At 67.0% G+C, this 23135-nt stretch carries 19 protein-coding genes; 16 read left to right on the top strand and 3 right to left on the bottom strand.

Going from position 1 to position 23135, the window contains the following annotated elements; genetic code table 11:
• The first annotated feature begins 5 nt into the window (after positions 1–5).
• A complete protein-coding gene (gene msrQ / locus BX604_RS06050; RefSeq protein WP_098552724.1) occupies positions 6–701 on the top strand; it encodes a protein-methionine-sulfoxide reductase heme-binding subunit MsrQ in 696 nt (231 codons plus the stop codon).
• An 84-nt stretch (positions 702–785) separates the two neighbouring features.
• On the opposite strand, the gene lptM is transcribed toward msrQ, so the two are convergent.
• The gene (gene lptM, locus BX604_RS06045; RefSeq protein WP_096504176.1) at positions 786–1067 is read right to left on the bottom strand and encodes an LPS translocon maturation chaperone LptM; all 282 of its coding nucleotides are present in this window, start codon (positions 1065–1067) and stop codon (positions 786–788) included.
• 36 nt (positions 1068–1103) lie between these two features.
• Here lptM and cyaY point away from each other — a divergent pair, with 36 nt between their 5' ends.
• Entirely contained in the window at positions 1104–1430 is a 327-nt protein-coding gene (gene cyaY, locus BX604_RS06040) for an iron donor protein CyaY (RefSeq protein WP_098550002.1), read from the top strand.
• 97 nt (positions 1431–1527) lie between these two features.
• Here cyaY and BX604_RS06035 read toward each other — a convergent pair whose 3' ends face one another.
• The gene (locus BX604_RS06035) at positions 1528–3915 is read right to left on the bottom strand and encodes a penicillin-binding protein 1A (protein ID WP_098550001.1); all 2388 of its coding nucleotides are present in this window, start codon (positions 3913–3915) and stop codon (positions 1528–1530) included.
• Positions 3916–4141: 226 nt separating this feature from the next.
• Between BX604_RS06035 and BX604_RS06030 the strand changes: the two genes are divergently transcribed.
• The 12 genes from BX604_RS06030 to ugpQ all read left to right on the top strand — a co-directional run bounded on the left by BX604_RS06030 (position 4142) and on the right by ugpQ (position 16287).
• Positions 4142–5065 (top strand): competence protein ComA, encoded by a 924-nt coding sequence (locus BX604_RS06030; RefSeq protein ID WP_098550000.1) that lies wholly within the window; start codon positions 4142–4144, stop codon positions 5063–5065.
• Positions 5062–5697: a fimbrial protein gene (locus tag BX604_RS06025; RefSeq protein WP_098549999.1), complete on the top strand. Its 636-nt coding sequence runs from the start codon at positions 5062–5064 to the stop codon at positions 5695–5697. Before BX604_RS06030 ends, BX604_RS06025 begins: the two co-directional genes overlap by 4 nt.
• On the top strand, positions 5694–6566 hold the full coding sequence (locus BX604_RS06020) for a pilus assembly protein (protein ID WP_098549998.1): 873 nt from the start codon (positions 5694–5696) through the stop codon (positions 6564–6566). Before BX604_RS06025 ends, BX604_RS06020 begins: the two co-directional genes overlap by 4 nt.
• A complete protein-coding gene (locus tag BX604_RS06015; protein ID WP_098549997.1) occupies positions 6563–8206 on the top strand; it encodes a type IV pilus secretin PilQ in 1644 nt (547 codons plus the stop codon). Before BX604_RS06020 ends, BX604_RS06015 begins: the two co-directional genes overlap by 4 nt.
• Positions 8207–8246: 40 nt before the next feature.
• A complete protein-coding gene (locus BX604_RS06010) occupies positions 8247–8801 on the top strand; it encodes a shikimate kinase (protein WP_098549996.1) in 555 nt (184 codons plus the stop codon).
• A complete protein-coding gene (gene aroB, locus BX604_RS06005; RefSeq protein ID WP_098549995.1) occupies positions 8798–9877 on the top strand; it encodes a 3-dehydroquinate synthase in 1080 nt (359 codons plus the stop codon). Before BX604_RS06010 ends, aroB begins: the two co-directional genes overlap by 4 nt.
• Positions 9878–9918: 41 nt before the next feature.
• Positions 9919–11124 carry a deoxyguanosinetriphosphate triphosphohydrolase gene (locus BX604_RS06000; RefSeq protein WP_098549994.1) on the top strand — a complete coding sequence of 402 codons (1206 nt, stop codon included), beginning with the start codon at positions 9919–9921 and terminating at the stop codon, positions 11122–11124.
• 90 nt (positions 11125–11214) lie between these two features.
• Positions 11215–12549, top strand: coding sequence for a sn-glycerol-3-phosphate ABC transporter substrate-binding protein UgpB (gene ugpB / locus BX604_RS05995; protein WP_098549993.1), 1335 nt, complete (start codon positions 11215–11217; stop codon positions 12547–12549).
• Between the two features lie 100 nt (positions 12550–12649).
• Complete coding sequence (gene ugpA / locus BX604_RS05990; protein WP_098552723.1) at positions 12650–13534, top strand: sn-glycerol-3-phosphate ABC transporter permease UgpA; 885 nt, start codon at positions 12650–12652, stop codon at positions 13532–13534.
• On the top strand, positions 13531–14376 hold the full coding sequence (ugpE, locus tag BX604_RS05985; protein WP_057924791.1) for a sn-glycerol-3-phosphate ABC transporter permease UgpE: 846 nt from the start codon (positions 13531–13533) through the stop codon (positions 14374–14376). Before ugpA ends, ugpE begins: the two co-directional genes overlap by 4 nt.
• A gap of 33 nt (positions 14377–14409) precedes the next feature.
• Positions 14410–15495 carry a sn-glycerol-3-phosphate import ATP-binding protein UgpC gene (locus tag BX604_RS05980; RefSeq protein WP_098549992.1) on the top strand — a complete coding sequence of 362 codons (1086 nt, stop codon included), beginning with the start codon at positions 14410–14412 and terminating at the stop codon, positions 15493–15495.
• A 27-nt stretch (positions 15496–15522) separates the two neighbouring features.
• Positions 15523–16287, top strand: a complete 765-nt coding sequence (gene ugpQ / locus BX604_RS05975; RefSeq protein WP_098549991.1) for a glycerophosphodiester phosphodiesterase — start codon at positions 15523–15525, stop codon at positions 16285–16287.
• 165 nt (positions 16288–16452) lie between these two features.
• Here the strand turns inward: ugpQ and BX604_RS05970 are convergent, their stop codons facing one another.
• Positions 16453–17184 carry an OmpW/AlkL family protein gene (locus BX604_RS05970; protein WP_098549990.1) on the bottom strand — a complete coding sequence of 244 codons (732 nt, stop codon included), beginning with the start codon at positions 17182–17184 and terminating at the stop codon, positions 16453–16455.
• 193 nt (positions 17185–17377) lie between these two features.
• On the opposite strand from BX604_RS05970, the gene BX604_RS05965 reads away from it, so the two are divergent.
• Both BX604_RS05965 and BX604_RS05955 read left to right on the top strand, forming a co-directional pair.
• Positions 17378–18091, top strand: a complete 714-nt coding sequence (locus BX604_RS05965; RefSeq protein ID WP_034189835.1) for a transposase — start codon at positions 17378–17380, stop codon at positions 18089–18091.
• A 287-nt stretch (positions 18092–18378) separates the two neighbouring features.
• The gene (locus BX604_RS05955; RefSeq protein ID WP_098549989.1) at positions 18379–23082 is read left to right on the top strand and encodes a glutamate synthase-related protein; all 4704 of its coding nucleotides are present in this window, start codon (positions 18379–18381) and stop codon (positions 23080–23082) included.
• Positions 23083–23135: the final 53 nt, after the last annotated feature.

Raw genomic sequence — 23135 nt, 5'->3', positions numbered from 1 at the left:
ACGACATGCCCCCTTCGACGCTGACGCCGGCGCGTGCAACCGGCACGAGCACGGCCGCACGCACTTCCCGGGCAGGCGCAGCAGGCCCGGCGCGCGCTGCCGCGCCGCGCTGGCTCGTGCCGGCCAAGGTGCTGGTGTTCGCGGCCGGCCTCTATCCGCTCGCGCGTCTCGTGCTGTTCGGGCTGACCGACCGGCTCGGCGCGAACCCGATCGAATTCGTCACGCGTTCGACCGGCCTGTGGACGCTGGTCATGCTGTGCGTCACGCTCGCCGTCACGCCGCTTCGCCGCGTGACGGGCGTTCCCGCGCTGCTGCGCTTTCGCCGGATGATCGGCCTGTTCGCGTTCTTCTACGCAGTGCTGCATTTCACGACGTATCTGTGGTTCGATAAGTGGTTCGATGTCGTCGCGATTCTGAAGGACGTCGGCAAGCGTCCGTTCATCACGGTCGGCTTTGCCGCATTCGTGCTGCTGATTCCGCTCGCGGCGACGTCGCCGCGAGCGATGGTGCGCCGGCTCGGCCGCCACTGGGCGACGCTGCACCGCGCGATCTATGCGATCGCGCTGTTCGGCGCGCTGCACTTCTGGTGGATGAGGGCGGGCAAGCACGATCTCGCGCAGCCGAAGCTCTACGCGACGATCGTCGCGGTGCTGCTCGGCTGGCGGTTGCTTGCGTGGGGATGGCGGCGCATCCGCGTGTGACGATGCCGGCCTGAAAAAACGCAAGGCGATGACCGCGAAGTCATCGCCTTGTCGTCGCTAAACCGCGTGAGCGGCGGCGCGGGGTTATTGCGTGGCGGCCGGGCCGGATGCCGGCGCGGCGGCCTTCGATGCGCCGCTCGACAATTCGGGCGACAGCGTGAGCGGTGTGCCCGAAGAATCGGGAATACTGTCGGACGACGCGTTTTCATCGGTCGGGGTGACATCCGACGGCGGTGTGTCTTGCTGCTGGATGGGCTTTGCCGGCAACGGGGGCACGGTGGGCAGATAGAGCGCGCCGCTTTGACCGCAGCCGGCAAGAATCGCCAAAGCCGCTACAATCGCGCTCATCCGGAAAACGACTCGCATGATCGTCCTTGAACAATTGAACCGATAGAGTTTAGCATGCCCGATACTGATTACCTGACCCGCGCCGAGGCCGTGCTGGCGGCCGTCGAGCGTACCGTCGACACCGCAAACGACGGCGACCACGACATCGATCTCGAGCGCAACGGCAGCGTTCTGACGCTGACGTTCGAGAACGGCTCGAAGATCATCATCAACCTGCAGCCGCCGATGAAAGAAGTGTGGATCGCCGCGAAGGCGGGCGGTTTCCATTACCGCTTCCTGGACGGCGAATGGCGCGATACGCGCACCGGCACCGAGTTCTTCTCGGCGCTCACCGAATACGCGACGCAGCAGGCCGGCCTGCCGATCGCGTTCAGCGCGTAACGATCGACGGCCATCGGAGTCCGCACGCCGGACCCGAAACGTCGTATCAAAGAAAAAGCGCCCCGTGGGGCGCTTTTTTCATGCGCGGGCCGCTGCGTCAGTGGCCGCGGAACAGGTTCATGATGTCCTGCTTTTCCTGTTCGTCGACGTGCGGCACCGATTCGTCGGCGTTTTGCGCCGCCGGCGCTTGCGGCACGCCGACCGTCGATACGAAGCCGTGCCCCGGCGTGAACTCGGTGAAGTACAACTCGCCGCCGAGCGACTGGACGTCGTCCGGCATGGTCGGCTTGAACTCCGGCACGCCCTTGAGCGCGGGGCCCATGTAGTCGACCCAGACCGGCAGCGACAGGCCGCCGCCGGTTTCGCGATCGCCGAGGCTGCGCGGATTGTCGTAGCCGATCCACGCGATTGCGGCGAGCGTGTGCTGGTAGCCGGCGAACCACGCGTCGTGCGAGTCGTTCGTCGTGCCGGTCTTGCCCGCGAGGTCGCCACGCTTCAGCACGTTGGTCCGCGCGCCCGTGCCGCGCTGCGCGACGCTCTGCAGCAGGCTGTTCATCACGTACGCGTTGCGCGCGTCGATTGCGCGCGGCGCGTTCTCCTCGGCGACGAGCGGCTGCGCGCGCACGACGATCGCACCGTTCGGATCGGTGACTTCCGCGATCAGATACGGGTTGACGCGGTAGCCGCCGTTCGCGAACACCGAGTACGCGCCGGCCATCTGCAGCGGCGTGACCTGGCCCGCACCGAGCGCCATCGGCAGGTAGGCCGGATGACGATCGGCATCGAAGCCGAAGCGCGTGATGTATTGCTGCGCGTACTTCGTGCCGATGTGGTTCAGGATCCGGATCGATACGAGGTTGCGCGAGCGCTGCAGCGCGGTGCGCATCGACATCGGGCCTTCGAAGCCGCCGCCGTAGTTCTTCGGTTCCCACGGCTGGCCGCCGGTTTCCGCGGCGCTGAAGTACAGCGGGCCGTCGTTGATGATCGTTGCCGGCCCAAGGCCCTTGTCGAGCGACGCCGAGTAGATGAACGGCTTGAACGACGAACCCGGCTGCCGCCACGCCTGCGTGACGTGGTTGAACTTGTTCTTGTTGTAGTCGAAGCCGCCGACGAGCGAGCGGATCGCGCCATCCTGCGGCACGATCGAGATGAACGCGCCCTCGACCTGCGGCAACTGCGTGATCGACCACTTGCCGGCATCGTTCTTCACGACACGTACGATTGCGCCCGGACGGATGCGGCGGTTGGGCTGCGCATTGGCCGACAGCGCGCTCGATGCGAAGCGCAGGTTGTCGCCTTCGACCGTCGCGTTGCTGCCGTCGATGAAGGCGACCGTGATCTGGCGCGGGGTGGCCGCGGTCACGACCGCTGCGATCAGTTCGCCGTTGTCGGGGTGTTCGAGCAGCGCATCGTCGATCGCCTGCTCGCGGTCGTCCGCACCGTCCGGCAACTGGATGAAGCCTTCCGGCCCGCGATAGCCGTGGCGGCGCTCGTAATCCATGATGCCCTTGCGCAGCGCCGTGTACGCCAGTTGCTGGTCGGCGGAGTCGATCGTCGTGACGACGTTGAAGCCGCGCGTGTAGGTTTCCTCGTGGTACTGCGCGTACATCATCTGCCGGACCATTTCCGCGACGTACTCGGCGTGCACGCTGAACTCGCGACCCGCGCCCTTGACGACCAGCGGCTGGGCGACGGCTTCGTCGTACTGCTCGCGCGTGATGAAGTTCAGCTCGAGCATGCGCTGCAGGATGTACTCCTGACGCACCTTCGCACGCTTCGGATTGACGACCGGGTTGTACGCGGACGGCGCCTTCGGCAGCCCGGCGAGCATGGCGGCTTCCGCCAGCGTGATGTCCTTCAGGTCCTTGCCGAAGTAGACCCGCGCGGCGCTCGCGAAGCCGTACGCGCGCTGGCCCAGATAGATCTGATTCATGTAGACCTCGAGAATCTGATCCTTCGTCAGCGCACGCTCGATCCGGTACGCGAGCAGCATCTCGTAGATCTTGCGCGTGTAGGTCTTTTCGCTCGACAGGAAGAAGTTGCGCGCGACCTGCATCGTGATCGTGCTCGCGCCCTGCGACGCGTGGCCGTTCGTCAGCGCGACGACGCCGGCGCGGACGATCCCGGTGAGGTCGACGCCGCCGTGATCGTAGAAGCGCGCGTCCTCGATGGCGAGGATCGCCTTCTTCAGCGAGTCGGGCACGTCCTTGAAATGGACGATGTCGCGGCGTTCTTCGCCGAATTCGCCGATCAGCACGTGATCGGACGTATAGATGCGCAGCGGAACCTTCGGACGATAGTCGGTCAGCGCGTCGAGCGACGGCATGTTCGGCCATGCGACGACGAGCGCGTAGCCGAGCACGAGGCCGCCGGCCACGACGAGTGCCACGCACATGGCGACGAGGCCGAGCAGGGCCTTCTGCCACCAGGGCCGTTTCTTCGGCTCGGGGGTGGGAGGCGGGGACGTAGGAGACGTGGATTGCATAGGCATACCGGAAAACAGTCCCGCGATTATAGCTGCCCGGTATGACCGGCCCTGACGCGGGGGGCTCCCGCCGGAAAGCCGCGGGTCGCCGGGCGGACAGTATGGCGTCTGCGCGGCCGCCACGAGCAGGGACTGGCCATCCGGCCGACTGTCCGGGCAGCGCGCCGCTTTGCAGAATCAGTCCTCGGAAACGCGGCATGGGCCGCAACGATCGCGGGAGGTTGGGATGGCGGGACGATGGGTGGCGAGGTACGTGCCGGGCAGGCACCGTTCGACGGGAATCGACGTCGGCGCGGACGAGGTGAGGGTGGCCGTGCTGAGCCGGCTCGGCCGGGTCGCGGAGGTGCGCGTCGAAGGGCTCGAACGGGAGCCGGTGGGGTTGGCGGGCGGGCCGGACGATGCGCGCTGGGCCGCGGTGTCGCGTGCGTTGGCCGCGGCCGTTGCGCGGTTGTCGGCGGCCGGTGTGCGCTGCGATACGCGTGGCGTGATGGCGCTGCGTGACGACGAGATGCGCACCGCAACGCTCGACCTGGCCGGGCGCGACGATATCGCGGACGCGGCGCGGCAGGCGGCCGAACGCATCTCGGGGCTGGCACCGGACAGCTTCGCATTCGACTGGCGGCAGGACGGCGGCGCGCACTCCGGCGAGATTGCGGTCGCCGTCGCGCCGCAGGCGTTGCTTGAGCGGCGCATCGACGTGGCCGCGCAGGCTGGCGTCGACCTGACGGCCGTCGACGCCGAGTCGGCCGCGGCGTTGCGCGCGCTGCGCTATGCCGCGCAGTTCGAGCTCGACACGCACGGCCCTTATGCGGCGTTCTGGTTCCGAGACACGGGTGTGCATGGCTGGCGGGTCGACGGCGAGTGCGCCGCGCCGGTGCTCGCGCTGTCCGGCGAAGGGTGCACGGCATTCTTCGACGCCTTGCGCCAGTGCGCGCTCGAGCCGGTGCGCGGCGTGCTCGTGGCCGGCGACGAGCGGTGCATCGCCCGTTTTCGAGCGTCCGTGGCGGACATCGGCGATGCGCTCGGCGTGGCCGCCATGCCGTTCGATTGCACCGGCTGGGACGGGCGGCTGGCCGAACGTACCGGCTCGCCGGGCGGTCCGGCGTTTGCCGTCGCGGTCGGGTTGGCATTACGCGGGGTGTGGGAATGATCGCCGATCCGGTATTCGGGCGGGCGGTGGCCGGCCCTGGCGAGCTCGGCGGCTTCAATCTGCTGCCGTACCGTGAGCGGCTGGCGCAGGCGCTGCGCCGTCGTCGGGCCGCGCAGTGCGGGGCGGCGATCGTGCTCGGTGTACTCGGGGTCGTGGTGTGGACGGGCGCGGCGGCAGCGTGGCGCTCGCGCGTCGATGCCGAGCGCGCGAGCGTGGACGCGCGGTTGCGGCAATGGCAGCCGCAGGTGGACGCCGCAAGGCGCGCCGCCGGGGTGGCCGCCGAACTCGCGCAACGCGACGCGCAGGCGGCCGAGCTCGCGGCGCCTTACCGGCGTGTAGCCAGGCTGCTCGCGACGCTCGCGCAGGTTCGCGACGACACCGTCCGGCTCGACGCGTTGCGCACGACCTCGTCCGGCGTCGTGCTCGATGCGCGCGCCGCGAGCTATCGGGCGGCTGCGCGATGGGTCGCCCGGATCGCAGCCGACGAGCGCAACTGGCGAGTCGACATCGGCGAGCTGAACTCGGCTTCGGCCGCGCCGGCCACGGCCGCGGGTATGCCGTTCCGGTTTTCCGTGCAGGTGCGCTGGCACGACGGCGAGCCTCGACGGCAAGCAGCGGGAGGTGGCGCATGACGGCGATCGTGCATCGACCCATGCCGGGTGGGGCAGACTGGCTCGGCCGCATGCGGCGCGTACGGCCGGGCACGGCGCACGCCGTGAGCTGCGTGCTCGCATGCGCGGCCGTGATGGCGGGCGGTGTTCATTTCTCTGATGCCGCCGACTGGAGCGGGCTCGCGCACAGTCGCGCGTTGCTGGCAGCCGCACAGATGCACGCCGCCGATGCGCAGCGCGTGCTCGCGGCCGCGGCGCAGTCGGGTGAGACCCGCGCAGCGGCCGGGCGGAACGCTCACGTGGCGCGTACGCCTGCGTGGCCCGTACTGATGCTGGAACTCGCCGATCTCGCCGGCGTGAGCGGGCTGCGGATCGTGTCGATCGAGCCTCGGCGCGCGGACGGCGCGGTGCCGGATGGCCGGCGCACGGTGCGTATCGTCGCGGACGGCGGTTTCCCGGCGCTGCTGCGCATGGTCGGCGGGCTGGCGAGCTTCTCCGTGCCGGCAGTGCCGTCGGTGCTGCATATCGAGCGAAAACCGCCCGGCTTGAGGATGGACATGTCCGTCGACGTGTTTCCGGCGCTGGCTGGCGGTGGTGCCGGGGACGAGGCGGCGCGCGTTCTTGCCTCCGCTGAGCCGGGCGACGATCCGTTCGACGGCGCTGGCCAGTCCACGGGCGCTGACGATCAAGAGCCGCGCCTGGCCGGTACGATTCGCGACGTGCGGGCCGGCCTCGCGCTGTTCGACGCCGGTGACGGCGCATTCGTGGCCCTGGCGCCGGGTGAAGCGCTCGGGGCGTCTCGCGTGGTGCGCGTCGATGCCGGAGCCGTGATGCTTGCGACGGCCGATGGCGCGCGTCGGTTCGTCGTCGGCGACGGAGGCCGCCCATGATGCAGTACCGATGGTGGGCGATCGTATTCTGGATCGGAGCGAGCACGACCGCGGCGCGTGCGGCGTTGCCGCCTCTGCCGCCGCCCGGGTGGCCGCTTGCTTCGATGCGTGTGCAGGCCGATGACACGCCGCTGCCGGCAGGCGGTGTGCCCGACGGCGAGGCAGATGCCGCTTCCGCTCCCCCCCGGACTGATCAGCCGCCGTTCAGCGACGCGGTGCGCCCGGCGGCTCAGGTAGAACCCGTCGTTCCGGCGCCGCTGCTGGAGGGGCCGCCGATTCCGTTGTCGCCGCCTGCACGCATGAGCGATACCGCGGCACGGCACCCCGGCGATGCGGACGATGCGCGCCGGATCTCGCTGAACCTGCAGGGCGCCGGGCTCGCGGCCGCATTCGATGCGTTTGCGCGGTTCACCGGACTGAACATCATCGTCGGCGAGCAGGTGCGCGGTACCGTGACGTTACGTCTGAACAATGTCCGCTGGCGCGATGCATTCGATACGCTGCTCGACACACACGGACTAGCGATGTCCCGGCGCGGCAACGTGATCTGGGTCACGCCGGTGGCCGAGCTGGCGGCGCGGGAGCGCGAGCGTTTCGAAATGCACGCGCGGGCGGCCGACCTGGAGCCGCTCGCGAGCCGGACCTTCGCGCTGCACTATCCGCGCGCACAGGACGTACAGCGGCTGCTCGCCGGTGCGACCGGCCAGCGCCTGTTGTCGAAACGCGGCGCCGCGGCGGCCGATTCGCGCACGAACCTGCTGTTCGTCACCGATCTCGCGCCGCGCATCGCGCAGATCGCGGACCTGATCGACGCGATCGACCGGCCGTCGCGGCAGGTCCGGATCGAGGCGCGCATCGTCGAGGGCGAACAGGGCTTCTCGCGTAATCTCGGCGCACGTGTCGCCTTGCGCGCGCAGGGGCGGTCGCCCGCAGCCGACGGTGCCGCGTTCAGCGCGGATGCGCGCAACGCCTTCGATCTGGCCGCGCGGCCGCTGGGTGGCTTCGAGGCGGCGACGGCCGGCTTCACGCTGTTCGCCGCGCCGCTCAGCCGTGTACTCGACGTCGAGCTGAGCGCGCTCGAGGCGCAAGGGCGGGGCCAGATCGTCTCTCGGCCGCGTGTGGTCACGGCCGACCGCGTGAAGGCGATCGTCGAGCAGGGTTCGGAGCTGCCGTACCAGGCCAAGGTGGGCAACGGCGTGAGCGGCGTGCAGTTCCGCCGCGCGACGCTGAAGCTCGAGGTCGAGCCGCAGATCACGCCCGACGGGCGCGTCGTGCTCGATCTGGACGTGACGAAGGACAGCATCGGCGAGCCGACGGCGGCCGGGCCGGCCATTCATACGAAGCATGTGCAGACGCGCGTCGAGGTCGAGGACGGCGGGACGGTCGCGATCGGCGGGATTTACGAGCAGTTGAACCGGGACGATGTGACGCGAGTGCCGCTCTTGGGCAAAATACCGGTACTGGGCGCGCTGTTCCGACATCGCGCACGGCGCGACCAGCGCAGCGAACTGGTCGTCTTCATCACGCCGACGGTCGTCCGCGCGCGTTGCGAGACGGCCGGCGCGGGCGACGCGGATGCGGAAAAATGGGGGCCGGAAGCCGGCGGAGCAGGCTCGACAAGGCAGCCGCTTTGCCAGTAAGCTGCGCCACACACCAGCAAGATTCAAGCAGAGGAAGCCGTTGCAAGCGCGGGACCCACATGCAAACGTATTTTTCGTCGGCCTTATGGGAGCGGGTAAGACCACCGTGGGCCGTGCGGTCGCGCGCCGGCTCGACAGGACGTTCTTCGACTCCGACCACGAAATCGAAGCCCGCACGGGTGCGCGCATTCCGGTGATCTTCGAGATGGAGGGCGAGGCCGGGTTTCGCGACCGCGAATCGCAGGTGATCGCCGATCTCACGCAGCGCGAGAACATCGTGCTCGCGACGGGCGGCGGCGCGGTGCTGCGGCCCGAAAACCGCGATTGCCTGAAAGGCAACGGCATCGTCATCTATCTGCGCGCCAATCCGCACGACCTTTGGCTGCGCACACGCAAGGACAAGAACCGCCCGCTGTTGCAGACCGGAGATCCGAAGGCGCGTCTCGAGGCACTCTACGAGGTGCGCGACCCGCTGTACCGCGAATGCGCGGACTTCGTCATCGAGACCGGCCGTCCGTCGGTCAACGGTCTCGTCAACATGGTGCTGATGCAACTCGAACTGGCAGGCGTCATCGCCAAGCCGCTACAAGCATGATTACCGTCAACGTCGACCTGGGCGAGCGCGCCTACCCGATTCACATTGGTGCCGGCCTGATCGGCCGCGCCGAGCTGTTCGCCCCTCACATCACCGGTTCGTCGGTCACGATCGTCACGAACACGACGGTCGATCCGCTGTACGGCGACGCGCTGCGCGCGGCGCTCGCGCCGCTCGGCAAGCGCGTGTCGACGGTCGTGCTGCCGGATGGCGAGGCGTACAAGAACTGGGAAACGCTGAACCTGATCTTCGACGGCCTGCTGACCGACCGCGCGGACCGCAAGACGACGCTCGTCGCACTTGGCGGCGGCGTGGTCGGCGACATGACGGGCTTTGCCGCGGCTTGCTACATGCGCGGCGTGCCGTTCATCCAGGTGCCGACGACGCTGCTGTCGCAAGTCGATTCGTCGGTCGGCGGCAAGACGGGCATCAATCACCCGCTCGGCAAGAACATGATCGGCGCGTTCTACCAGCCGCAGGCCGTGATCGCCGATATCGGCGCGCTGACGACGCTGCCCGATCGCGAACTGGCGGCGGGCGTCGCCGAAGTCATCAAGACGGGCGCGATCGCCGATGCGCAATTCTTCGACTGGATCGAGGCGAACGTCGACGCGCTGAACCGGCGCGAGCCGGCCGCACTCGCGCATGCCGTGAAGCGCTCGTGCGAAATCAAGGCGAGCGTGGTCGCGGCCGACGAGCGCGAAGGCGGCCTGCGCGCGATTCTGAACTTCGGCCATACGTTCGGCCATGCGATCGAGGCCGGGCTCGGCTACGGCGAATGGCTGCACGGCGAAGCGGTCGGCTGCGGGATGGTGATGGCGGGCGACCTGTCGGTGCGGCTCGGCCTCCTCGACGAAGCGTCGCGGCAGCGGCTCGATGCGGTGATTGCCGCCGCGCACCTGCCGACCCGCGGGCCGGCGCTCGGCGACGCGCGCTACATGGATCTCATGCGCGTCGACAAGAAAGCCGAAGCCGGCGCGATCAAGTTCATCCTGCTGAAGCGATTCGGCGATACGCTGATCACGCAGGCGCCCGACGAAGCCGTGTTCGCTACACTGGCGCAGACGACCCGGTAATTGCGGCCCGGATGCCCCGGCGCCCCTGACATGGAGGAGACGTGAGCGAGACATCCAGCAGCAAATTGCCCGAGGCCGGCCGCGCATCCGCGGTGCTGGCCGAGCCGCCGACGCTGGCGGCGCTGGAAGCCCATCTCGCTCCGTATGCCGCGCACGCGTCGCAGTCGCGCGGCCGCCGCCACCCGGAAACGCCGCCGGCCGCGCGCACCGAATTCCAGCGCGACCGCGACCGCATCGTTCATTCGACCGCGTTCCGCCGGCTCGAATACAAGACGCAGGTCTTCGTCAATCACGAAGGTGACCTGTTCCGCACCCGCCTCACGCACAGCCTCGAAGTCGCGCAGATCGCACGTTCGGTCGCGCGCAACCTGCGGCTCAACGAGGATCTCGTCGAAGCGATTTCGCTCGCGCACGATCTCGGCCATACGCCGTTCGGCCATGCCGGGCAGGATGCGCTGAACGCGTGCATGCGCGAGCACGGCGGCTTCGAGCACAACCTGCAGAGCCTGGCCGTCGTCGACGAACTCGAGGAGCACTACGGCGCGTTCAACGGCCTGAACCTGTGCTTCGAGACGCGCGAAGGCATTCTCAAGCACTGCTCGCGCGAAAACGCGCGCAAGCTCGGCGCGCTCGGCGAGCGCTTCCTGCAGGGCCGCCAGCCGTCGCTCGAAGCGCAGCTCGCGAACATCGCGGATGAAATCGCGTACAACAACCATGACGTCGACGACGGGCTGCGCTCCGGCCTGATCACGATCGAGCAGCTCGCCGAAGTCGAGCTGTGGCAGTGCCACTACCAAGCGGCGCTCGCCGAATTCCCGCATCTCGAAGGCCGCCGCCTCGTGCACGAGACGGTGCGCCGCATCATCAACACGCTGATCGTCGACCTGATCGACGAGACCACGCGCAATCTCGTGCGCGTCGCACCCGCGTCGCTCGACGACGTGCGCGCCGCGCCGCCGCTCGTGGCGCACAGCGCGACGGTCGCCGCGCAGGCGGCCGCGCTCAAGCGCTTTCTGTTCAAGAACCTGTACCGCCACTACAAGGTGATGCGCATGGCGAACAAGGCGCAGCGCGTCGTCACGGGGCTGTTCGACGCGTTCGCCGAAGATCCGCGCCTCTTGCCACCGCCGTACCAGTCGGACGACGCGGCGCAGCAGCCGCGCCTCGTCGCGCACTACATCGCCGGCATGACCGACCGCTTCGCGCTGAAGGAATACCAGCGCCTATTCGTCATCAACGACAACTGACTGTCACAAACGATCACTAGACTTCGCCGGTTCAATGGCGACGGGAATGTTGCACACGCTGTTGGTAACGTTTTCATAGGAGAGAGGTCGATGAAGAAGAAGCCTGCGGGGACCCTGGTTCGTTCGATCGCGCTCGGCGGCGCGTTGATGTTCGGTGTGCAGCACGCGGCGTTCGCCGTGACGGAGATCCAGTTCTGGCATGCGATGGAGTCGGCGCTCGGCGACCGCGTCAACGAGATTGCCGCGCAGTTCAACGCATCGCAGAGCGACTACAAGATCGTGCCGGTCTTCAAGGGCACCTACGACCAGGCGCTCGCGGCGGGTATCGCCGCGTATCGCAGCGGCAACGCGCCGGCGATCCTGCAGGTCTATGAAGTCGGCACCGCGACGATGATGCAGGCGAAGAAGGCCGTCGTGCCCGTCTACGACGTGTTCAAGCAGGCCGGCGTGCCGCTCGACGAAAAGGCGTTCGTGCCGACCATCGCGAGCTACTACAGCGATGCGAAGACGGGCCATCTCGTGTCGATGCCGTTCAACAGCTCGACGCCGGTGCTGTACTACAACAAGGATGCCTTCAAGAAGGCCGGGCTGGATCCGAACCAGCCGCCGAAGACGTGGGCCGACGTGAAGGCCGATGCGGAGAAGCTGCGCAAGTCCGGGATGGCCTGCGGCTTCACGACCGGCTGGCAGGGCTGGATCCAGCTCGAGAACTACAGCGCGTGGCACGCGTTGCCGTTCGCGAGCCGCAACAACGGCTTCGACGGCACCGACGCCGTGCTCGAGTTCAACAAGCCGCAGCAGATCGCGCACATCGCATTCCTGCAGCAGATGGTGAAGGACGGCACGTTCACGTACGCGGGCCGCAAGGATGAAGCGTCGGCGAAGTTCTACAGCGGCGATTGCGGGATCCTGACGACGTCGTCGGGCGCGCTCGCCAACGTGCAGAAGTTCGCGAAGTTCAACTACGGCACCGGGATGATGCCGTACGACGCGAACGTGAAGGGCGCACCGCAGAACGCGATCATCGGCGGCGCGAGCCTGTGGGTGCTGGCGGGCAAGGATCCGGCGACCTACAAGGGCGTCGCGAAATTCCTCGCGTTCCTGGCCTCGCCGGCCGTGGCCGCGAAGTGGCACCAGGATACGGGCTACCTGCCGGTCACGACGGCCGCGTACGACCTCACGCGCCAGCAGGGCTTCTACGCGAAGAACCCGAGCGCGGAAACCGCGATCAAGCAGATGATGAACAAGCCGCCGCTGCCTTACACGAAGGGGCTGCGCCTGGGCAACATGCCGCAGATCCGCACGGTGGTCGACGAAGAGCTCGAGCAGGTCTGGGCGCAGAAGAAGTCGCCGAAGGATGCGCTCGATTCGGCCGCGTCGCGCGGCGACGAACTGCTGCGCCGCTTCGAGAAGTCGGGCAGCTGAGCCTGCATCGCGTTCGTGTCGCCGGTCGCCGCGTCACACATGCGCGCGGGCGGGCCGGCGGCGCGGTTCCCTTTCCGTTTCGCCTGACCGGATGCCCGCGATGCAATCCCGTTCCCGTTTCGGCGCGAGCCTGCTGCCGTACCTGCTGATCGCGCCGCAGCTCGCGATCACCGCCGTGTTCTTCCTGTGGCCGGCCGGCGTCGCGCTGTGGCAGTCGACGCAGATGCAGGATGCATTCGGCACGTCGAGCGAATTCGTCGGCTTCGCGAATTTCGCGAACCTGTTCACCGACCCGCTGTATCTCGACTCGTTCCGCACGACGCTGGTGTTCAGTTCGCTCGTCACGGTGAGCGGGCTCGTCGTGTCGCTGCTGCTCGCCGCCTGCGCCGATCGCGTGATCCGCGGTGCGCGCGTGTATCGCACGCTGCTGATCTGGCCGTACGCGGTCGCGCCGACGATCGCGGCCGTGCTGTGGGCGTTCCTGTTCAATCCGAGCATCGGCCTCGTCACCTATGCGCTCGCGAAGAGCGGCATCGTGTGGAACCACGCGCTGAACGGCGGCCAGGCGATGTTCCTCGTCGTGCTCGCGTCGGTGTGGAAGCAGGTGAGCTACAACTTCCTGTTCTTCTATGCCGGCCTGCAGGCGATCCCGCGCTCGCTGATCGAAGCGGCGGCGATCGACGGCGCGGGCCCGGTGCGGCGCTTCTTCAACATCGTGCTGCCGCTGCTGTCTCCGACGAGTTTCTTCCTGCTCGTCGTGAACCTCGTGTACGCGTTCTTCGACACGTTCCCGGTGATCGACGCGGCCACCGCCGGCGGCCCCGCGCAAAGCACGAAGACGCTGATCTACAAGATCTTCACGGAGGGCTTCCAGGGGCTCGACATCGGCAGCTCGGGCGCACAGTCGGTCGTGCTGATGATCATCGTCGTCGGTCTCACGGTGATCCAGTTCCGCTTCGTCGAACGCAGGGTGCAATACGCATGATCGAAAATCGCAAGGGCTTCGACCTGTTCTGCCACGCGGTGCTGATCGCGGGTGTCGTGCTGATCGTGTTTCCCGTGTACGTCGCGTTCTGCGCGGCGACGATGAACGCGCAGGAAGTATTCACGATCCCGCTGTCGCTGGTGCCGAGCACGCACCTGCTGGAGAACATCGCGTACATCTGGGGGCACGGCAGCGGCGGCACGACGGCGCCGTTCGGCCGGCTGCTCGTCAACAGCTTCGTGATGGCGCTCGGCATCGCGGTCGGCAAGATCGCGATGTCGATCCTGTCCGCGTACGCGATCGTCTACTTCCGCTTCCCGTTCCGCAACACGGCGTTCTGGCTGATCTTCATCACGCTGATGCTGCCGGTCGAGGTGCGGATCTTCCCGACGGTGCAGGTCGTGTCGACGCTGCATCTGACGAACACCTACGCCGGGCTCACGCTGCCGCTGATCGCGTCGGCGACCGCGACGTTCCTGTTCCGCCAGTTCTTCATGACGCTGCCCGACGAGCTGATGGACGCCGCGCGCATCGACGGCGCGGGGCCGCTGCGCTTCTTCTGGGACGTTGTGCTGCCGCTGTCGAAGACGAGCATCGCGGCGCTGTTCGTGATCACCTTCATCTACGGCTGGAACCAGTATCTGTGGCCGATCCTGATCACGACGGAAGCGTCGCTGTCGACGGCGGTGGTCGGCATCAAAACGATGATCGCGAGCGGCGACGCGGCGACCGAATGGCAATACGTGATGGCGGCGACGCTGCTGGCGATGATTCCGCCGCTCGTCGTCGTGCTGGCGATGCAGCGCTGGTTCGTGCGCGGCCTCGTCGATTCCGAAAAGTAGACAACGGACGGCAACCGGGAGAAGGGACCAAGTATGGCTGCGCTGAGCTTGAAGGGCGTCAGGAAATCCTACGACGGCAAGCAGCACGTGCTGCACGGCATCGACGTGGAGATCGCCGACGGTGAATTCATCGTGCTGGTCGGCCCGTCGGGCTGCGGCAAGTCGACGTTGCTGCGGATGATCGCGGGGCTCGAGACGGTGACTGACGGCGAGATCGGGATCGGCGGGCGCGTGGTCAACGCGCTGGAGCCGAAGGACCGCGATATCGCGATGGTGTTCCAGAATTACGCGCTGTATCCGCACATGACGGTCGCGCAGAACATGGGCTACGGGCTGAAGATCCGCGGCCTCGAGCGCGCGACGATCGACGCGCGGGTGGCCGCGGCCGCGAAGATCCTCGAACTGGAACCGCTGCTCGCGCGGCGGCCGCGCGAACTGTCGGGCGGCCAGCGGCAGCGCGTCGCGATGGGGCGCGCGATCGTGCGCGAGCCGTCGGTGTTCCTGTTCGACGAACCGCTGTCGAACCTCGACGCGAAACTGCGCGTGCAGATGCGGCTCGAAATCCAGCGGCTGCATGCGCGGCTCGCGACGACGAGCGTGTACGTGACGCACGACCAGATCGAGGCGATGACGCTCGCGCAGCGCGTGATCGTGATGAACCGCGGCTACGCGGAGCAGATCGGCGCGCCGGTGGACGTGTACGAGAAGCCGGCGACGGTGTTCGTCGCGGGCTTCATCGGCTCGCCGGCGATGAACCTGATGCACGGCCGGCTGTCGGAGGACGGCGCGACGTTCACGGTCGCGGGCGGCGGCCCGGCGCTGCCGGTCGCCGGCGCGCCCGGCATCGGCAGCGAGATCGCCACCGGGCGCGACTGGGTGCTCGGCGTGCGGCCCGAGCACATGACGCCGCAGCCGGGCGTTGCGCAGGCGGCGCTGCCGGTCGATTCCTGCGAACTGCTCGGCGCGGACAATCTCGTGCACGGCCGCTGGGGCAATCACGACGTCGCGGTGCGGCTGCCGCATGCGGATCGTCCCGCGCGCGGCACGGCGCTGGCTGCCGCGCTGCCGGCGCACCGGCTGCATTTCTTCGACCCCGAGACCGGCCGGCGTGCCGGCTGACCCGACGAACCTGTTGCGAGGCTGACGATGACTTCCCGTACCGACTGGCCCTATCCACGCGTCGTCGCCCATCGCGGCGGCGGCACGCTCGCGCCGGAGAACACGCTCGCCGCGTTCGACGAGGGCGCGCGACGCGGTCACCGGATGGTCGAGTTCGACGCGAAACTGTCTGCCGACGACGTGACGTTCCTGCTGCACGACGACACGGTCGACCGCACGTCGAACGGCAGCGGCGCCGCCGCGGGCATGCGGTATGCGGCGCTCGCCGCGCTCGATGCGGGGACGTGGCGCGATGCGCGCTTTGCCGGCGAGCGGATGCCGACGCTCGAGGCGGCGGCGGCGCGCTGCCGCATGCACGGGCTGGCCGCGAACGTCGAGATCAAGCCGTGCCCGGGACGCGAGCGCGAGACGGGGCAGCGGGTGGCTGCCGATGCGGCCGCGTATTGGCGCGACGCGGCGGTGCCGCCGCTGCTGTCGTCGTTCTCGTTCGATGCGCTGCAGCAGGCGCGCGCGAGCGCGCCGCAGCTGCCGCGCGGCATGCTTTACGAGGCGGTGCCGGACGACTGGCACGCGCAGGTCGTCGGTGCGCTCGGTTGCGTATCGTTGCATGCAGACCACAAGCGGCTGAACGAACCGCTCGTGCACGCGATCAAGGCGGCCGGGCTGCGCATTCTCGTCTACACGGTCAACGACCTCGAACGGGCGCGCGAACTGGTGCGCTGGGGCGTGGATGCGGTCTGCACGGACCGCATCGACCTGATCGGACCGACTGCGCTCGACGACATCGTGTAACCCCGCAGGCCTGGCAAAACCCGGCACGGGAACGTGTCTGACGCGAAAAAACGACGCCCCGACCGGATTCCGGTCGGGGCGTTTCACATCGTGGGGGCATTACGCAAGGAAAAATCCGCTACAAATTGCAGCAGGATTAACCATTCCCCAAATATTCGACTACGCTTAGAAGCGGTAACCGACGTTCAGGTACGTGACGATCGGGTTGAGCGAGATGTGGGCCTTCGACGTCTCGGTCAGCGTGCCGACCTGGGTACGCTTGGCCGTCGTGAAGGTCGCGGTGACGCTGACCGGGATGTACGACAGCGACAGGCCGGCGAACCAGTGTTTGTCGAAGTTGTACGTGAAGCCGGCGTTGAAGACGGGCGCCCACTGGTTGCTGGTCTGCGCGCTGGTCGGGCCGCCGAGCACACCGTTCTCGAACGCGCTGTTGGTGATCTTCGCGCCGGTAAACCAGATATACGTCGCGCCGACGCCCAGGTACGGACGGAATTTCGCGTTGGCGTCGTTGAAGTAATACTTGAGGAGCAGCGCAGGGCTCCACTGGTATGCACGACCGAGCGTGCCGAAACTTGAGAACTGGCCCTTGCCGGTGATGTCGAACTTCGGCGGAATGCCTGCAATGAACTCGGTGGCGATATGGTCGGTCACGAAGTAACCGGTCGCCAGGGCGAGCGTATCGGCATCGCTGATGCCGGCGCCCGTGTTGGGAACCGACTGGTTGATGGGTGTGCCGCCGACGCCGTACAGAAACAACGGGTCGCTGCTGTCTTGCGGCGAAAGGTGCAGCCAGCCGGTGCTGACGTAAAAGCTACCTGCAGATTGTGCGTGTGCCGTACCGCCCGCAAATGCAAATGCGAGCGCTGCGGCCCCCGTAATGGCCAGTTTTCGTTTCATTGTGTCTCCTCCGATCAAAGGCGTGCTCATTATGACGACTGCGTTTAAAACCAAACAAGCTCGCAAGTTAGAGCTTTTTCCCTAGGATTCGCACGACCGTACGCTTCCGCGCCCCGTAGGGACAGGCATTCTACGCAGGTGCGCACTTTCGGACCTCCGGGTATTTCCTAACGCGTTCAAACGGACATTCAGCATGGCACGGTTAGCACGACTCTACGTTCCCGACCAGCCGCAGCACGTGATACTGCGCGGCCTGGATCAGCAACCCGCGTTCGTCGACGACCAGGACTACGAGCTCTTCATCGATTGTCTGAAGGCCGCGGCACGCGATCACCATCTTTCGGTGCATGCCTATGTGCTGCTCCCGCGTCAGGTGCAGCTCCTGGTGACGCCGAGCGACGAGGCGAGCCTGCCGAAGGCGATGCAGGCGGTGGGCCGCCGCTACGTCGCGCATTTCAACCGGCGTTATTCCCGGCGCGGCACCCTGTGGGAAGGCCGCTATCGCGCGACGGTGATCGAAGGCGAGCGCTATTTCCTGCTCGCGAGCCGCGTGGTCGAGATGAGCCCGGTGCGTTCGCAGCTCGTCGCGACGCCCGAGGCGTATCGCTGGTCGAGCTACCGGCATCACGTCGGGCTCACCGTCGACAGCCTGATCACCGACCATCCGCTCTACTGGGCGCTCGGCAACACGCCGTTCGACCGGCAGCGCGCGTACAAGGAGCTCTGCGAGCAGCCGCTCGACGAACGGCAGGCCGATCAGCTCCAGCAGGCGACGTTGAAGGGCTGGGTGCTCGGCGGCGAGCACTACCGCGAGTGGGCGGCACGCACGGCGAACCGGCGCGTGTCGCCGCTACCGCGCGGACGCCCCAGAAAGGTGCGTGAAAACACGCCGCCGATCCAGCAGTAGTACGGGAAAGGCGGGCCACGAGGCGGCGCTGCGGGCGCCGCTTCTTTTTGCACCAAAATGATACGACCCCAATAAATGAGCACCATATCGGGGCGCGCATTTAATTGGGGTTCGATCAATCGGTTTTTGTTGCTATTCCTTTGATTCGTCGCGTATATTCCGAATTCCGGTGGCCCGGGCGAAGCTTGCCCAACCACTGTCGGCCGTGCCGTCTCCCGTCGGGAGCGGGAGCGACGGCAACAAAAAATGGTTCAACGGCCCTAGGCCCCCTTTACGACGGTGTCCCCATGAACGACCACCAGCAGCCGCTCGCCGCGGTGCCCGCCGCACAAGGTCTGTACGACCCGCAAAACGAACACGACGCCTGTGGCGTCGGCTTCGTCGCTCACATCAAGGGCAAGAAGAGCCACGAGATCATTCAGCAGGGTCTGAAGATCCTCGAAAACCTCGATCACCGTGGCGCGGTCGGTGCCGATCCGCTGATGGGCGACGGCGCGGGCATCCTGATCCAGATTCCGGACGCGTTCTATCGCGAGGAAATGTCGAAGCAGGGCGTGACGCTGCCGCCCGCCGGCGAATATGGGGTCGGGATGATCTTCCTGCCGAAGGAAAACGCGTCGCGTCTCGCGTGCGAGCAGGAGCTCGAGCGGACGGTGCGGGCAGAGGGTCAGGTCGTGCTGGGCTGGCGCGACGTGCCGGTCGACCATGCGATGCCGATCTCGCCGACGGTGAAGGCGAGCGAGCCGCTGATCCGCCAGATCTTCATCGGTCGCGGCAAGGACATCATGGTGACGGACGCGCTCGAGCGGAAGCTGTACGTGATCCGCAAGACCGCGAGCCACCGCATCCAGGCGCTGAAGCTCAAGCACGGCAAGGAATACTTCGTGCCGTCGATGTCGGCGCGCACGATCGTCTACAAGGGGCTGCTGCTGGCGGGCCAGGTCGGCGTGTACTACCGCGACCTGCAGGACGCGCGTGTCGTGTCGGCGCTCGCACTGGTGCACCAGCGCTTCTCGACCAACACGTTCCCGGCATGGGAACTGGCTCACCCGTACCGGATGATCGCGCACAACGGCGAGATCAACACCGTGAAGGGCAACGTGAACTGGCTGAACGCGCGTACCGGCGCGATCGCGTCGCACGTGCTCGCCGACGACCTGCCGAAGCTGTGGCCGCTGATCTACCCGGGCCAGTCCGACACCGCATCGTTCGACAACTGTCTCGAACTGCTGGTGATGGCCGGCTACCCGCTCGTGCACGCGGTGATGATGATGATCCCGGAAGCGTGGGAACAGCACACGCTGATGGACGAGAACCGCCGCGCGTTCTACGAATACCACGCTGCCATGATGGAGCCGTGGGACGGCCCGGCCGCGATCGCGTTCACCGACGGCCGCCAGATCGGCGCGACGCTCGACCGTAACGGCCTGCGTCCGGCGCGCTACATCGTGACCGACGACGACCTCGTCATCATGGCGTCGGAAGCCGGCACGCTGCCGATCCCCGAATCCAAGATCGTCAAGAAGTGGCGCCTGCAGCCGGGCAAGATGTTCCTGATCGACATGGAACACGGCCGCATCATCGACGACAAGGAACTCAAGGACAACCTCGCGAACGCGAAGCCGTACAAGAGCTGGATCGACGCCGTGCGCATCAAGCTCGACGAGATCGAGCCGAAGGCCGAGCAAGTCGCGGCCGGCCGCACGCAGGGCGCCGCGCTGCTCGACCGCCAGCAGGCATTCGGTTATACACAGGAAGACCTGAAGTTCCTGATGGCGCCGATGGCGCAGCAGGGCGAAGAGGCCGTCGGTTCGATGGGCAACGACTCGCCGCTCGCGGTGATGTCGAACAAGAACAAGACGCTCTATCACTACTTCAAGCAGCTGTTCGCGCAGGTCACGAACCCGCCGATCGACCCGATCCGTGAAAACATGGTGATGTCGCTCGTGTCGTTCATCGGCCCGAAGCCGAACCTGCTCGATACGAACAACATCAACCCGCCGATGCGTCTCGAAGTGTCGCAGCCGGTGCTCGACTTCAAGGACATCGCGAAGATCCGCGCGATCGACCAGTACACGGGCGGCAAGTTCAGCGCATACGAGCTGAACATCTGCTATCCGGTCGCATGGGGCAAGGAAGGCATCGAGGCACGCCTCGCGTCGCTGTGCGCGGAAGCCGTCGACGCGGTCAAGTCGGGCTACAACATGCTGATCGTGTCGGACCGCAAGACGGATGCCGAGCACGTCGCGATTCCGGCGCTGCTCGCCACGTCGGCGATCCACTCGCACCTCGTCCAGCAAGGGCTGCGCACGAGCACCGGCCTCGTCGTCGAGACGGGCTCCGCACGTGAGACGCACCACTTCGCGCTGCTCGCGGGCTACGGCGCGGAAGCCGTGCACCCGTACCTCGCGATGGAAACGCTTGCGCAGATGGCAGAAGGCCTGTCGGGCGACCTGTCGCCGGAGAAGGCCGTCTACAACTTCACGAAGGCGGTCGGCAAGGGCCTGCAGAAGGTGATGTCGAAGATGGGCATCTCGACGTACATGTCGTACACGGGTGCGCAGATCTTCGAAGCGCTCGGCCTGTCGAGCGACCTCGTCGAGAAGTATTTCAAGGGCACGGCGTCGAAGGTCGGCGGCATCGGCCTGTTCGAAGTGGCTGAAGAGGCGATCCGCCTGCACCGCGATGCATTCGGCGACAACCCGGTCCTGCGCGACATGCTCGACGCGGGCGGCGAGTACGCTTATCGCGTGCGTGGCGAAGACCACATGTGGACGCCGGATTCGATCGCGAAGCTCCAGCACGCGACGCGCAGCAACTCGTACCAGACGTACAAGGAATACGCGCACCTGATCAACGACCAGACCAAGCGTCACATGACGTTCCGCGGCCTGTTCGAGTTCAAGGTCGAGCCGACCAAGGCGATCCCGATCGACGACGTCGAATCGGCGAAGGACATCGTGAAGCGCTTTGCAACGGGCGCGATGTCGCTCGGTTCGATCAGCACCGAAGCGCACGCGACGCTCGCGGTCGCGATGAACCGGATCGGCGGCAAGTCGAACACCGGCGAAGGCGGCGAGGACCAGAAGCGTTATCGCAACGAGCTGCGCGGCATTCCGATCAAGGCGGGCGAGACGCTGAAGTCGGTGATCGGCGACGAGATCGTCAGCGACATTCCGCTGAAGGACGGCGATTCGCTGCGCTCGAAGATCAAGCAGGTCGCGTCGGGCCGCTTCGGCGTCACCGCCGAGTATCTGGCATCGGCCGACCAGATCCAGATCAAGATGGCGCAGGGCGCGAAGCCGGGCGAAGGCGGCCAGCTGCCGGGTCACAAGGTGTCCGAATACATCGGCAAGCTGCGTTACTCGGTGCCGGGCGTCGGCCTGATCTCGCCGCCGCCGCACCACGACATCTACTCGATCGAGGATCTGGCGCAACTGATCCACGACCTGAAGAACGTGAACCCCAGCTCGAGCATCTCGGTGAAGCTGGTGTCGGAAGTGGGCGTCGGCACGGTTGCGGCCGGTGTCGCGAAGGCGAAGGCCGATCACGTCGTGATCGCCGGCCACGACGGCGGCACGGGCGCTTCGCCGCTGTCGTCGGTCAAGCATGCGGGCACGCCGTGGGAACTCGGCCTGGCCGAAACGCAGCAGACGCTGGTGCTGAACCGCCTGCGCGGCCGGATCCGCGTGCAGGCCGACGGCCAGATGAAGACGGGCCGCGACGTCGTGATCGGCGCGCTGCTCGGCGCGGACGAATTCGGCTTCGCGACGGCACCGCTCGTCGTCGAAGGCTGCATCATGATGCGCAAGTGCCACCTGAACACGTGCCCGGTCGGCGTCGCGACGCAGGATCCGGTGCTGCGTGCGAAGTTCAAGGGCCAGCCCGAGCACGTCGTGAACTACTTCTTCTTCGTCGCCGAGGAAGTGCGTGAAATCATGGCGCAGCTCGGCGTCGCGAAGTTCGACGACCTGATCGGCCGCGCCGATCTGCTCGATACGCGCAAGGGCATCGAGCACTGGAAGGCGAAGGGCCTCGACTTCTCGCGCGTGTTCTACCAGCCGGAAGAGTGCGAGGACGTCGCGCCGCGTCACGTCGACGTGCAGGATCACGGCCTCGAGCGTGCGCTCGACCACGTGCTGATCGAGAAGGCGAAGGCTGCGATCGACAGCGGCGAGCATGTGTCGTTCATCCAGCCGGTGCGCAACGTGAACCGGACCGTCGGCGCGATGCTGTCGGGCGTGATCGCGAAGAAGCACGGCCACGACGGCCTGGCCGACGACGCGGTGCACATCCAGCTGAAGGGCACGGCCGGCCAGAGCTTCGGCGCGTTCCTCGCGAAGGGCGTGACGCTCGACCTCGTCGGCGACGGCAACGACTACGTCGGCAAGGGCCTGTCGGGCGGCCGGATCATTATCCGTCCGACCAACGACTTCCGCGGCAAGTCCGAGGAAAACATCATCTGCGGCAACACGGTGATGTATGGCGCGATCGAAGGTGAAGCCTTCTTCCGCGGCGTGGCTGGTGAGCGCTTCTGCGTGCGTAACTCGGGTGCGACGGCGGTCGTCGAAGGCACGGGCGACCACGGTTGCGAATACATGACGGGCGGCACGGTCGTCGTGCTCGGCGAAACCGGGCGCAACTTCGCGGCCGGCATGTCGGGCGGTCTCGCGTACATCTACGATCCGGAAGGCACGTTCGCGGCGAAGTGCAACAAGGCGATGGTCGCACTGGATCCGGTGCTGCAGCAGGCCGAGCAGGAGCGCACGGTCGACCGCACGCTCTGGCATGCGGGCACGACGGACGAAGCGCTGCTCAAGGGGCTCGTCGAGCGTCATTTCCAGTTCACGGGTTCGCCGCGCGCGAAGTCGCTGCTGGAAAACTGGGACGCGGCGCGCCGCCAGTTCGTGAAGGTGTTCCCGCACGAATACAAGCGCGCGCTGGGCGAGATCGGTGCGAAGAAGGCGGCGAAGGAAGTGCTTGCCGCCTGAGCGACGAACGACATAGCGACTGCCGCGCGCGCCTGATGGCCGCGCGCGGCTCC

The sequence above is a fragment of the Burkholderia sp. JKS000303 genome (assembly GCF_002563755.1).
In the GTDB taxonomy this organism is placed as follows: Bacteria; Pseudomonadota; Gammaproteobacteria; order Burkholderiales; family Burkholderiaceae; genus Burkholderia; species Burkholderia anthina_B.
Note: the sequence above shows the minus strand (reverse complement) of the source record. Positions and strands in the feature narration are given on the sequence as shown.

Bases quoted from the DNA above. Each gene is read 5' to 3' on its own strand.
- msrQ (WP_098552724.1), top strand. From the start codon at position 6: ATGCCCCCTTCGACGCTGACGCCGGCGCGTGCAACCGGCACGAGCACG.
- lptM (WP_096504176.1), bottom strand. From the start codon at position 1,067: ATGCGAGTCGTTTTCCGGATGAGCGCGATTGTAGCGGCTTTGGCGATT.
- cyaY (WP_098550002.1), top strand. From the start codon at position 1,104: ATGCCCGATACTGATTACCTGACCCGCGCCGAGGCCGTGCTGGCGGCC.
- BX604_RS06035 (WP_098550001.1), bottom strand. From the start codon at position 3,915: ATGCAATCCACGTCTCCTACGTCCCCGCCTCCCACCCCCGAGCCGAAG.
- BX604_RS06030 (WP_098550000.1), top strand. From the start codon at position 4,142: ATGGCGGGACGATGGGTGGCGAGGTACGTGCCGGGCAGGCACCGTTCG.
- BX604_RS06025 (WP_098549999.1), top strand. From the start codon at position 5,062: ATGATCGCCGATCCGGTATTCGGGCGGGCGGTGGCCGGCCCTGGCGAG.
- BX604_RS06020 (WP_098549998.1), top strand. From the start codon at position 5,694: ATGACGGCGATCGTGCATCGACCCATGCCGGGTGGGGCAGACTGGCTC.
- BX604_RS06015 (WP_098549997.1), top strand. From the start codon at position 6,563: ATGATGCAGTACCGATGGTGGGCGATCGTATTCTGGATCGGAGCGAGC.
- aroB (WP_098549995.1), top strand. From the start codon at position 8,798: ATGATTACCGTCAACGTCGACCTGGGCGAGCGCGCCTACCCGATTCAC.
- ugpB (WP_098549993.1), top strand. From the start codon at position 11,215: ATGAAGAAGAAGCCTGCGGGGACCCTGGTTCGTTCGATCGCGCTCGGC.
- ugpA (WP_098552723.1), top strand. From the start codon at position 12,650: ATGCAATCCCGTTCCCGTTTCGGCGCGAGCCTGCTGCCGTACCTGCTG.
- ugpE (WP_057924791.1), top strand. From the start codon at position 13,531: ATGATCGAAAATCGCAAGGGCTTCGACCTGTTCTGCCACGCGGTGCTG.
- BX604_RS05980 (WP_098549992.1), top strand. From the start codon at position 14,410: ATGGCTGCGCTGAGCTTGAAGGGCGTCAGGAAATCCTACGACGGCAAG.
- ugpQ (WP_098549991.1), top strand. From the start codon at position 15,523: ATGACTTCCCGTACCGACTGGCCCTATCCACGCGTCGTCGCCCATCGC.
- BX604_RS05970 (WP_098549990.1), bottom strand. From the start codon at position 17,184: ATGAAACGAAAACTGGCCATTACGGGGGCCGCAGCGCTCGCATTTGCA.
- BX604_RS05965 (WP_034189835.1), top strand. From the start codon at position 17,378: ATGGCACGGTTAGCACGACTCTACGTTCCCGACCAGCCGCAGCACGTG.
- BX604_RS05955 (WP_098549989.1), top strand. From the start codon at position 18,379: ATGAACGACCACCAGCAGCCGCTCGCCGCGGTGCCCGCCGCACAAGGT.